At 63.1% G+C, this 11,062-nt stretch carries 10 protein-coding genes; 7 read left to right on the forward strand and 3 right to left on the reverse strand.

The window, feature by feature from the left end; genetic code table 11:
- Positions 1-332: 332 nt before the first annotated feature.
- On the reverse strand, positions 333-527 hold the full coding sequence (locus GKC28_RS25325) for a SlyX family protein (RefSeq protein WP_174149716.1): 195 nt from the start codon (positions 525-527) through the stop codon (positions 333-335).
- Positions 528-724: 197 nt separating this feature from the next.
- Here GKC28_RS25325 and hisS point away from each other — a divergent pair, with 197 nt between their 5' ends.
- Genes hisS through hisG form a run of 3 tightly spaced genes read left to right on the forward strand, consistent with a single transcriptional unit; the run spans position 725 to position 3,998 of the window.
- Positions 725-2,212 (forward strand): histidine--tRNA ligase, encoded by a 1,488-nt coding sequence (gene hisS, locus GKC28_RS25330; RefSeq protein ID WP_174149717.1) that lies wholly within the window; start codon positions 725-727, stop codon positions 2,210-2,212.
- Positions 2,213-2,214: 2 nt separating this feature from the next.
- Positions 2,215-3,303, forward strand: a complete 1,089-nt coding sequence (locus GKC28_RS25335; RefSeq protein ID WP_174149718.1) for an ATP phosphoribosyltransferase regulatory subunit — start codon at positions 2,215-2,217, stop codon at positions 3,301-3,303.
- Positions 3,300-3,998 (forward strand): ATP phosphoribosyltransferase, encoded by a 699-nt coding sequence (gene hisG, locus GKC28_RS25340; RefSeq protein ID WP_174149719.1) that lies wholly within the window; start codon positions 3,300-3,302, stop codon positions 3,996-3,998. The genes GKC28_RS25335 and hisG overlap by 4 nt, the downstream gene beginning before the upstream one ends.
- Positions 3,999-4,293: 295 nt before the next feature.
- On the opposite strand, the gene GKC28_RS25345 is transcribed toward hisG, so the two are convergent.
- Positions 4,294-4,725, reverse strand: a complete 432-nt coding sequence (locus GKC28_RS25345; protein WP_174149720.1) for a DUF1489 domain-containing protein — start codon at positions 4,723-4,725, stop codon at positions 4,294-4,296.
- Positions 4,726-4,920: 195 nt separating this feature from the next.
- Between GKC28_RS25345 and GKC28_RS25350 the strand changes: the two genes are divergently transcribed.
- The 4 genes from GKC28_RS25350 to GKC28_RS25365 all read left to right on the forward strand — a co-directional run bounded on the left by GKC28_RS25350 (position 4,921) and on the right by GKC28_RS25365 (position 10,817).
- The gene (locus GKC28_RS25350; protein ID WP_174149721.1) at positions 4,921-7,206 is read left to right on the forward strand and encodes an adenosylcobalamin-dependent ribonucleoside-diphosphate reductase; all 2,286 of its coding nucleotides are present in this window, start codon (positions 4,921-4,923) and stop codon (positions 7,204-7,206) included.
- Positions 7,207-7,498: 292 nt separating this feature from the next.
- Positions 7,499-8,671, forward strand: coding sequence for a site-specific integrase (locus GKC28_RS25355; RefSeq protein ID WP_174149722.1), 1,173 nt, complete (start codon positions 7,499-7,501; stop codon positions 8,669-8,671).
- On the forward strand, positions 8,647-10,206 hold the full coding sequence (locus GKC28_RS25360) for a site-specific integrase (protein ID WP_174149723.1): 1,560 nt from the start codon (positions 8,647-8,649) through the stop codon (positions 10,204-10,206). Before GKC28_RS25355 ends, GKC28_RS25360 begins: the two co-directional genes overlap by 25 nt.
- Positions 10,203-10,817 carry a hypothetical protein gene (locus tag GKC28_RS25365; protein ID WP_174149724.1) on the forward strand — a complete coding sequence of 205 codons (615 nt, stop codon included), beginning with the start codon at positions 10,203-10,205 and terminating at the stop codon, positions 10,815-10,817. Before GKC28_RS25360 ends, GKC28_RS25365 begins: the two co-directional genes overlap by 4 nt.
- Before the next feature lie 11 nt (positions 10,818-10,828).
- On the opposite strand, the gene GKC28_RS25370 is transcribed toward GKC28_RS25365, so the two are convergent.
- Positions 10,829-11,062 (reverse strand): hypothetical protein (locus GKC28_RS25370; RefSeq protein WP_174149725.1); only part of this gene is annotated, 234 nt, incomplete at its 5' end.

The raw sequence follows: 11,062 nt of genomic DNA on the forward strand, positions 1-11,062 counted from the left end.
CAGGTGGGAAGACGTCCTTCGCGGGACGATGGGTGAGGCGAGTTCGCAATGGGTCCAGTTCCGGCAGCATCATGGCTGCCAGGCCGCGAGTCAGATTGGACCGCTTCACTCTTCTAATCCCATGATGGGAGGGCCAGCGTGCCGATCCCGAAGAGAAGCAAGGGCCCGCGAAAGACCTGAAGTCCTGCCGCGAATGACTGCTCGATGGCGCTTGACCAAAGAACGCCGAATAGAGAAGGACCCGTTGATTGCCGGTGGGTGGCGTGATCGCGATCAGCGTACTGCGCGGATACTGCACCGGCCCGGAACAAAGGTGCGCAGCGCCCTTGTCTTCAGTAATGCGGCGGGCGTTCGTCAGCGAAGACCACGCCGCCGCCGCCGTCCTGCCGCCGCTCGGCTTCGCGCTGCATCAGCATGGCGACGCGGCGGGTCAGAACGTCGATCTCCTGCTGCTGGCGGGCGATCACGTCACTCATTTCCTCCACGCTGCGGGTCAGATGGGCGATTTGCTCTTCCAGATGCTGCATGGCTCACACCTTTGATTGCGGATGTGCTTAGATAGGCGCTTTGGCGCTGGGCGTCCATCACCAAGCCGCGCGCATATTGAAGATGAGAATTTCGGGCAAAAGGAAGCAGGCGTAAGACCCAGCGCAGCCTTGCCGCGCGGGGCGGCATCCGCTAGACCGCCGGGCGAGTGAAACCGCTACCCGTGAGGAGGCCTCAGATGGCCAAAGTGAAGAAACAGCCCCGCCCCAAGGCGCAGACGCCGAAGGGGTTCCGTGACTATTTCGGTGCGGAGGTGACCCAGCGCAGCGAGATGCTGCGGGCCATCGCGGGTGTGTATCATCATTACGGGTTCGAGGCGCTGGAGTCGTCGGCGGTGGAAACCGTTGAAGCGCTGGGAAAATTCCTGCCCGACGTGGACCGTCCGAACGAGGGCGTGTTTGCCTGGCAGGAGACCGAAGACGACGGCAACGGCGACTGGATGGCGCTGCGCTATGACCTGACGGCGCCGCTGGCGCGGGTTTATGCGCAGCACCGCAACGACCTGCCGACGCCCTACCGCCGCTACGCGATGGGGCCGGTCTGGCGCAACGAGAAGCCTGGGCCGGGCCGGTTCCGCCAGTTCTACCAGTGCGATGCGGATACTGTAGGTACTGCGTCCATGGCGGCTGACGCGGAGATCTGCGCGATGCTGTCCGACACGCTGGAAACTGTCGGCATTCCGCGCGGCGATTACCTGGTGCGGGTCAATAACCGCAAGGTTCTGAACGGCGTGCTGGAGGCGATGGGCCTCGGTACGGAGGATGCCAAGCGCGATGACGTGCTGCGCACCATCGACAAGTTCGACAAGGTGGGCGAGGCCGGCGTGCGCGAGCTGCTGACCAAGGGGCGGCTGGATGCCTCCGGCGCCTTCATCGACGGGGTTGGCCTCAGCGACGATCAGGCAGCACCCGTGCTAGCGTTCCTCACATCCAAGGCGGCGGATGCGGCTGGCACCATTGCCAACCTGCGCGCCGCGGTGGGCGACAGCAAGGCGGGCCAGGACGGTATTGCCGAGCTGGAGCAGATCGGCGAGTTGCTGGCGGCGGGCGGTTACGGTAAAGACCGGATCGAGATCGACCCCTCGGTGGTGCGCGGTCTGGGCTATTACACCGGGCCGGTGTTTGAGGCGGAGCTGACCTTTGAAATCCTGGACGAGAAGGGCCGCAAGCGGCAGTTCGGCTCGGTCTCTGGCGGCGGGCGGTATGACGGGCTGGTCAAGCGGTTCACCGGGCAGGAAGTGCCTGCGGTGGGTGTCTCGGTTGGTGTCGACCGGCTGCTGGCGGCGCTGCATGCCAAGGGGCGGCTGACGGCGGAGGCCACCGGCCCCGTTGTGATCACCGTGATGGACCGCGACCGGATGGCGGATTATCAGGCGATGGTGGCGGAGCTGCGCAATGCGGGCATCCGGGCCGAGGTCTATCTGGGCAACCCCAAGAACTTCGGCAACCAGCTGAAATATGCGGACAAGCGGAACTCTCCTGTGGCGGTGATCGAAGGCGGTGATGAGAAGGCCAACGGCGTGGTGCAGATCAAGGACCTGATCCTGGGGGCTAAGATTGCCGAGAGCGCGACGCTGGAAGAGTGGAAGGAACGCCCGAGCCAGTTTGAGGTGCCCCGCAACGAGCTGGTCGCCAAGGTGCGTGAAATTCTGGACGGGCAGGGCTGATCATGGCGCTTCGTTCCGACATTCAGGCCCGCGCCGCCCAGCTGCGGGTCCGGTTTGAGGCCGCTGGTGCGCAGGTGGTGGACACACCGCTGCTGCAGCGGGCCGGCACGCTGCTGGATCTTTATGGCGAGGACATCCGTGCCCGTGCCTATGTGACCACTGACGCCTTGCGCGGCGAGCAGATGCTGCGCCCGGACTTCACCGTGCCGGTGGTGGAAGCGCATATGCGCCACGGCGCCGAGCCTGCGCGTTACACTTATTCAGGCGAAGTGTTCCGGCGCCAGGAAATGGACCCCGACCGGCCCAACGAGTACCTGCAGGTTGGCTATGAGGTGTTCGAACGCGACGATGCGGCTGCCGCGGATGCGGAAGTGTTTTCGCTGTTTGCGCTGCAGGTGCGCGGGCTGCCGCTGCGCGCAGCGACCGGCGACATCGGCATTCTGATGGCGGCGGTCGAAGGGCTGAACACGACGGACAAGCGCAAGACAGCTCTGATGCGCCACATCTGGCGGCCGCGCCGGTTCCGCTCTTTGCTGGACCGCTTCGCGGGGCGCACCCCGGTGCCGGAGAGCCGCAGGAAACTGCTGTCGACAGAGGGCGATCTGACCGGCTCGGCAGTGGAGCTGGGCAAGCGCCGTGCAGCCGAGGTGCAGGCACGGGTGGAGGCTCTGCGCGAGGATGCCAAGGAACCGCCGATTGCCGAAAATGAGCTCTTGGCGCTGGAAGCCTTGATGGCGGTGCGGGAGACCGTGCCCTATGCGTTGGAGCAGATGCGCGACATCGCGGTGGACCTGCCGCAGATCAATGCCGCGCTGGACCGGCTGGACGCGCGTACCGCGGCGATGAAGGCGCGCGGCGTCGATGTGGAGAACCTGGATTTCGAGGCGTCTTACGGGCGCACCTCGATGGAGTATTACGACGGGTTTGTCTTTGGCTTCTATGCCGAGGCGCGGCCGGATCTGCCGCCGGTGGCCAGCGGCGGGCGCTATGACGCGCTGACCCGGCGGCTGGGCGACGGCGAGGAGATCCCGGCAGTGGGCGGCGTGCTGCGCCCGGACCTGATGCTGCAGCTGGAGGAGGCCCGCGCATGACCTTGAAGCTGGGGGTGCCGTCCAAGGGGCGGCTGATGGAAAAGACCTTTGACTGGTTTGCCAAGCGCGGCGTGACCCTGACGCGCACCGGCTCGGACCGGGAGTATGCCGGCGCCGTCGAGGGTGTCTCCAACATGGAGCTGGTGCTGCTGTCGGCGGGCGAAATCCCGCGCGAACTGGCGGCGGGGCGTATTCACCTGGGTGTGACCGGCACCGACCTGGTGCAGGAAAAGCTGCCACGCTTCGAGCAGCAGGTGGAGGAGCTGGCAGAGCTGGGCTTCGGCCATGCCGATCTGGTGCTGGCGGTGCCGCAGTTCTGGATCGACGTGGACACGCTGGATGACCTGGATGCGGCGGCTTCGGCCTTCCGCGCGGCGCATGGCCACCGGCTGCGGATTGCCACCAAATACCACCGGCTGGTGCGGGAGTTCCTGACCGATGCCGGGGTGGCGGATTACCAGCTGGTCGACAGCCAGGGCGCCACCGAGGGCACGGTGAAGAATGAAACCGCAGAGATGGTGGCCGACATCACCTCCACCGGCGAGACGCTGCGGGCCAACCACCTGAAGCTGCTGAGCGACGGGCTGGTGCTGAAGTCGCAGGCAACCCTGTGGCGCAGCCGGGTGGCAAAATACGGCGTCGACGAAAAGGCGGCGCTGAACACGCTGCTGGATCTGCTGGAACACCGCAAGTAACTGCTGCCTGCGCCTGCCGCGCCTGGTGATTTCGAGTATTTGAGCAAAGAAGAAGCGCTGGCTCTTCCGCCTTCTTCATTGTCTGAAACCCTCACTGCGCCACGCTTCCGGCAGGCAGTAGGCGGGCGAGGCGTGCATCCGCTGCACGCAATTCGCAGTCTTCCTTGAATGCAACGGTGGCGTGGTGTGCTCCCGCCCGGGGCAGAAAGCATCATAGATGCTTCCGCCCCGGTTGGGCCTTGCACCGGGCATCCGCCCGGTGATGGCGAGGCTGCCGCGGGGGGAGCGGACGGCCTCAGATAACCCCGATTTCCGCCAGCGCCTGTGACAGTTCCGGCGGCAGCTGCTCCTCCTGTTTCTTGCCTGCGGGCAGGTCGGCAGGGGAGTCTTCGGGCTTAAGGTAACGCCAGCCCTGGAACGGGCGTTTCGGCGCGGTATGGGTGCGGTGCAATTCCGGCTCCAGCACGATGGCGCAGCGGCGGATGCCGTCCTCGCCGGTGACCTCATCCAGCCGAAGGATGCGCTGGCGGCACTGGACCAGCCCCTTGATCACCCAGTAGATCGAACCGCCGTTCAGGATCTCCGCCTCGCGCTTGGGCCACATGCGGGTGACGTGGCGGGGCAGACCTTCCGGCAGTTCCCGGCGGCGCATCTCCTGCCAGGCCATCAGGCTTTCGACGCTTTCGGTGCCGACCGATAGCTTCACGAGATTCACGCGCTTATCCACAGGTTCCCCACAGAGTCGTCCAGAGCTTTGACAGTATATAGTAGTTTACGGATCGCCGACTTCAAGGTATTGTGTTTCTCCACGCATTTGCTGCAAGTAAGCCTTAACAAAAAACGGATTCGCCACGGCGCCCTGAAGAAGCAGCCGCTGCGGAGCCGTTTTTCATCAAGACCAAACGACTCAAAGGACCGACACATGAGCCGCTTTGCCGCCCCCATCGCCGAGCAGATCTGGGATATGAAATACCGTTTCAAGCAGGCCGATGGCGCGCCGATCGACGTGACCGTCGAAGATACCTGGCGGCGCATCGCGCGCGACCTGGCGCGGGCGGAAAAGAAGCCGGACGTGTGGGAAGAGAAGTTTTACAGCGCGCTGGAAGACTTCAAATACCTGCCCGCGGGCCGGATCACCGCAGGCGCCGGCACCGCGCGCCAGGTGACTCTGTTCAACTGTTTCGTGATGGGCACTGTGCCGGACAGCATGTCGGGGATCTTCGACATGCTGAAGGAGGCGGCGCTGACCATGCAGCAGGGCGGCGGCATCGGTTATGACTTCTCCACCATCCGGCCGCGCGGCGCCGATGTGAAGGGCGTGGCGGCGGATGCCTCCGGCCCGCTGTCGTTCATGGATGTGTGGGACGCAATGTGCCGCACCATCATGTCGGCCGGTTCACGCCGCGGCGCGATGATGGCGACCATGCGCTGCGACCACCCGGATATCGAGGCCTTCATCACCGCCAAGTCCGACCCCGCCCGGCTGCGCATGTTCAACATGTCGGTGCTGGTCACCGATGCCTTCATGGAAGCGGTCAAGGCCGACGGCTCCTGGGAGCTGCAGTTCGACGGCAAGGTCTATCACACCGTCGAGGCGCGCGACCTGTGGAACAAGATCATGCAGGCGACCTATGATTACGCCGAGCCGGGCGTGATCTTCATCGACCGCATCAACAAGGCCAACAACCTCAGCTATATCGAGAACATCTGCGCCACCAACCCCTGCGGCGAGCAGCCGCTGCCGCCCTACGGCGCCTGCCTGCTGGGTTCGATCAACATGGCGCGGCTTGTGGCCAGCCCGTTCGAGAAAGACGCGCATCTGGATCAGGCGGCGATGCAGGAACTAGTCGCCACTGCGGTCCGCATGATGGACAACGTGGTCGACGTCTCCAAGTTCCCGCTGGAAGCACAGGCGCAGGAAGCCAGGAACAAGCGCCGGATCGGCCTGGGCGTCACCGGCCTGGCGGATGCGCTGCTGATGCTGGGGCTGGAATACGGCACCGACGAGGCGGCGCGTCAAACCGATGAATGGCTGCACGCGATCGCCCGCGCCGCCTATCTGGCGTCGGTGGACCTGGCCAAGGAAAAGGGCGCTTTCCCACTGTTTGATGCCGAGAAGTACCTGAACTCCGGCAACATGCTGAACATGGACGAGGATGTGCGCGACGCCATCCGCGAGCACGGCATCCGCAACGCGCTGCTGACCTCGATCGCGCCGACCGGCACCATCTCGCTTTACGCGGGCAACGTCTCCTCGGGGATTGAGCCGGTGTTTGCCTATGCCTACACCCGAAAGGTGCTGCAGAAGGACGGCTCCCGCACCGAGGAGGAAGTGGTCGACTACGCGGTGCAGATGTACCGCGAGAAGTTCGGCGCCGATGCTGCGCTGCCCGAATACTTCGTGAACGCCCAGACGCTGAGCCCCGCGGCCCACGTCAAAATGCAGGCGGCAGCGCAGAAATGGATCGACAGCTCGATCTCCAAGACCATCAACTGCCCGGAAGACATCTCCTTTGACGATTTCAAGGACGTCTACATGCAGGCCTGGGACCAAGGCTGCAAAGGATGCACCACCTACCGTCCGAACGATGTGACCGGCTCGGTCCTGTCGGTGAGCGAGAGCGCCGACACCGCGCCGGGCGAGACCGCGCAGGCGCCGCATGAGAGCGACAGCGCGGAAGTGGTCTATATGTCGGAGCCGCTGGACCGCCCGCAGTCGCTGGAGGGCCATACCTACAAGCTGAAGTGGCCGGACAGCGAGCACGCGATCTACCTGACCATCAACGACATCATCATCAACGGCCACCGCCGCCCGTTCGAGGTGTTTATCAACTCCAAGAATATGGAGCATTACGCCTGGACGCTGGCGCTGACCCGGATGATCTCGGCCGTGTTCCGCCGCGGCGGCGACGTGTCCTTTGTGGTGGAGGAGCTGAAGGCGGTGTTCGACCCGCGCGGCGGCGCCTGGGTGCAGGGCAAGTACATTCCCTCGATCCTGGCCGCAATCGGCGGCGTGATCGAGACCCATATGGTCAAGACCGGTTTCCTGGAAGGCGAGGGCATGGGGCTGAAATCCGACCCGCAGGCGCAAGTGGTGAACCTGAACCAGCCCCGCGGCAAGGCCTGCCCGAGCTGCGGCCAGTTCGACATGCAGATGGTTGAAGGCTGCATGACCTGCCGCAGCTGCGGCCATTCGAAGTGCTCTTAGCCGTCGGCTTAGTCCACTTACAACTCGACACCACCAACAGATCAAACCCCGCCAAACTACTGGTTTGGCGGGGTTTTCTTTGTCGATTTCGACAGTGATCCAGAGGGAGTCGACGGGCATACGGAAAATGAATATTGGACAAATTTTAAGACACTTTATAATTGTAATAGTGTACCATTAAAAACAGTGCTATAGAGGTCATAGTTCCAGATTTAGTGCAGTTTTAATGCGACCCCACTTCTCCTATACCGCGCGCAGTTTCGAGGCCCCGCAGGGGCGGGCGCGTTACGCCTTGATCAACACCCGAACATCGATCCCCTCGGTAGCCGCCGGGTTGTATGAGGCCGCCTTGGCGAGCGCAGCGTCGCCCAACACGCTTAGCGCAGAGCTCCAAGGCATCCGCCCCCTATTCACGTGGGCGGATCAGACACGCCTCGACTTGGATGCGCGCCTGTTATCCGGAGGCCTTCTCGAACCAAGGGAGATCCGTGCCTTTGCGACCTGGCTCCATCGTGCATTTCTTGAGGCCGCCGATCGCACGACATTTCCGTCCGAGAACATCAAGGGGTTCAACACCTATCTCTTTGCAGCGCAGCGCATGATGGATTGGTTTCACACGCAATACGCTGCCGACGCCGGGCATTTGCCGCGCAACATTGCTGTGGCGAAAGCGATAGAGACGACGGCCCGCGTGTGGCGCGAGCGGCGCAAACGCACGCGCGTGCTCGAAACGGCCCCGGACCTCGAAGAAGACGGGATCGCGGAGATCGAAACGTTTCTGCATAGCGCCGCCAGCGCGCCCAGCCCAGACCCGCTTTGGGTTCGCGGGTACCTGATCTGGCGCCTGGCGATCGAGTTCGGATTTCGGATCGGTGAGATCCTCGCTCTCCGCCTGGAAGACTGCCCGACCCGGATGTCCCGCGCCTTTTGCATCGTGCGTGTTGAGGATCGCATAGGGCCACCCGATCCTAGGGGCAAATACGCACCGCGGCCCAAGACGCTGGGTCGCGAACTTGAACCCGTGATCGCTCGCAGCGCCTTTCCCAGGCTGCTAATCGATTACATGACGACGCATCGCGTCTCATGGAGGCGTTCGCCGTCCGGAGCGCGCCTCAAGCGCCCGGTGGTTCACCACACGTATCTCGTCGTCAACGATAAGGGCGATCCGCTCCCTCAAAGGTCCGCGACCAACCTTGCCGCCTACATCGCGCGGGAGACCGGCGTCGACTTCACCTGGCATCTGGCGCGCCATGCCTTCTTCAACCGAGCTTACGAGGCGGTGGCGCGACTGGAGGATCCCACGCAGCGCGAGGTGCGGACCGGCGACCTTGTCTACTGGGGTGGCTGGTCGGATCCCGAAAGCCTGAACATCTACATTCGCCGAGCTCGGCAGCAGCGGGCGCGCACGGCGCTTCGCGTCTGGGGGAGCGCGGCGCTCGAATGGAAGGCCTTGTCGCCGTCATGAAATACAACGAACAGCGCGAACTCTGGGAGGATAATGGTCGGGAATATATCCTGAATGAATTCGATCCCCGCAATCCTGTCTATATCGAAGTCCACGAAGATCGTTGGGTTGGAAATTGGCTGAACGACCCTCGTGTCTTGGTTTGGCCGAGAACGCTGGATCCCGATCTTCGCTCCGTTTTGTCGCTTGCGTTGCGTCGGCGCTTGACGCGGTATGCCCCGAACCGGCTTGAAAGGCTGAGTGCAGTTTTGGGGCGTCTTGCCACTGCTCAGGAAAGGGCAATCGATGAGGGCCGCATAGCAGCGCCCTATACCGTAAATGACCTTCATGACCCAAAAATTGTTCGCGACATCTGGTCCGCAGTTCCTCCAGCTAATCGACCATACCTAAGAACCCTTGTAGCCGACCTCATCGAAACGGCAGGGAGGGGCGATCTGAACAGTGTTGTCGTCCAGATGCGCTCCTGGAAAGCTAACCGTAAGCTCGCGTGGGGTCAGGATGTGCTGCATTGGCACCCTGAGATTGGATCCTTGACCTCCGCGGAACTCGAGATTCTGAGAACTGCGATCGCGCGAAAGCCCCTCGAAGATGAGCTGCCACGCGACCACGCGTTGCGCCTGATCCTGCGGATCGCCCTGACGCTACTGCGCCGAACCTCGCAGATCGCGCTGATCAAAGCCGACGCCATCCGGCGCGAGGAAAGTGCGGTCGGCGTGACCACCTCCCTGCGGGTGCCCCTGATCAAGGGACAGACGGGCGCTGAAGAGCGCTATGAGCCCGTCCCAATCGACCTTGCAGAGGATATTGAAGCGTTTCGGTGCAGACCCGAAGTAAAATCCTCCCCGATCGCTCGGGAGATGCTCTTGCCGCTTCCTTCCACCCGTGAACTTGCTGGCGATCACGCCATCAGACCATCGGCCCGGGTCCTGAACCGCCTCATCAGGGGCTGGTTCAATGCGCGGCGCATCATCTCGCCGCGCACCGGAGAGCCTATGCGCATGACGATCACCCGAATCCGCCATACCGGAGCCACACACCTGGCGATGCAGGGTGTGGCGCTCGAGGTCATTCAAGACGTGCTCCAGCATGACAACCCATACGCAGCGCACTACTACATTGACGCCGTCGGCGCGGAGTACCTTCCCGCCTTCGAGAAGGCGGACCGCAACCTTGGGGGGCGGTTCTCCATGATCCGGGACGCCTTTTTCAAGGGGCGCATCGCCAGTCCCGACGAGCCCCCCGACCAGCCGATCATCGTCCCGGACGCACAGGCCCCCGCAATCGTTGGGGCGTGCGCCAGTGGCGCGGCGTGCCCTGTCCATCCGCTTTTCAGCTGTTACTCATGCGAGCATTTCCTTGCCTTTCGCGACGCCGATCATCAGCGCGCGCTAGATTACATCGAGGCGGAAGCGGATCGCTGGCGCGAGGCCGAGGGCCAGACGGCGCGCTCAAAGGCTCTGAAGGACTTTGATCGTATCGCCGCCGGGGTTCAGGGCGCGATAGACGCCATCGCACGTGAAAGAGGTGAAAATTGAACGTTGCCCGATTCCGTGGAGTTCAAGACGTCGTCGCCGACCTGTCAAGGGTCGGCGGCTCCGACGCGCTCCTGCAATCTTTGCCGCGCCTCTTCGCCGAAGCGCCCGATTGGCTGGATTACGAGGCTTCCACCTGGAACGTCGCCCCGCTCAACAAGCAGGCGCGATCGAAGATCAGCCGCCTGGACTTCGCCCGATACGGGAATGGCGACGTTGGAGAAGTCTGCAAGGTCTATCTCCTTTGGAGCATTGTAGAAATGGGGCCCTCAGCAAAGTCTCTCAGGCTCAAGTATGACGCCATGAAGTCTCTCTCCGATGTCCTCCAGGCAAGGCCTCTCGCCGCGATCCGAACAGAAGATTTCCACGTGGCCGAGGCGCTTCTCGCGAAAAGCTATGCTAAAGGCACGGCGGCACGCTGGGCAGGTTCTCTTCAGACGTTCGCCACATGGCTTGCGCTCCATACGGGAATTCCCCTTACCTATAAGAGCCGTCTGCGCGTCCCGGTCGCTCACGGTTCCCGCGCCTCCGACGCAGCGAGGGCGGAGAAGCTTCCGCCAGACGAAGTTATTGCGGCGGTTGTCGAATTGTGGGCGCGCGACGATCTGAGGTAAGCACCCGATTTCTACCGCGGGGGCTGGTCCTTGACGCGTGCGATGATGTCGGGATCGTCGACGGAGTCTTGTAAGAAGTCGTTCCAGCGCTCCGGCGAACGCCGGGCGTCCGCGAGCATGTCCTTCAGTTCGCAGATGCCATCGTCGGTCAGCGTCGTGATGTATTTGTCTTGCCCGATCTGAACGCTGACGATGCTGCCGTAGGACAGGTTGTCGTCGTTGCTCACGATGGCTTCGAGAAGTCC

It is taken from the genome of Leisingera sp. ANG59, from assembly GCF_013317235.1.
Lineage (GTDB): Bacteria > Pseudomonadota > Alphaproteobacteria > Rhodobacterales > Rhodobacteraceae > Leisingera.

What these genes read in the sequence shown, in the direction of transcription:
- GKC28_RS25325 (WP_174149716.1), bottom strand. Translation starts at nt 527, where the DNA reads ATGCAGCATCTGGAAGAGCAAATCGCCCATCTGACCCGCAGCGTGGAG.
- hisS (WP_174149717.1), top strand. Translation starts at nt 725, where the DNA reads ATGGCCAAAGTGAAGAAACAGCCCCGCCCCAAGGCGCAGACGCCGAAG.
- GKC28_RS25335 (WP_174149718.1), top strand. Translation starts at nt 2,215, where the DNA reads ATGGCGCTTCGTTCCGACATTCAGGCCCGCGCCGCCCAGCTGCGGGTC.
- hisG (WP_174149719.1), top strand. Translation starts at nt 3,300, where the DNA reads ATGACCTTGAAGCTGGGGGTGCCGTCCAAGGGGCGGCTGATGGAAAAG.
- GKC28_RS25350 (WP_174149721.1), top strand. Translation starts at nt 4,921, where the DNA reads ATGAGCCGCTTTGCCGCCCCCATCGCCGAGCAGATCTGGGATATGAAA.
- GKC28_RS25360 (WP_174149723.1), top strand. Translation starts at nt 8,647, where the DNA reads ATGGAAGGCCTTGTCGCCGTCATGAAATACAACGAACAGCGCGAACTC.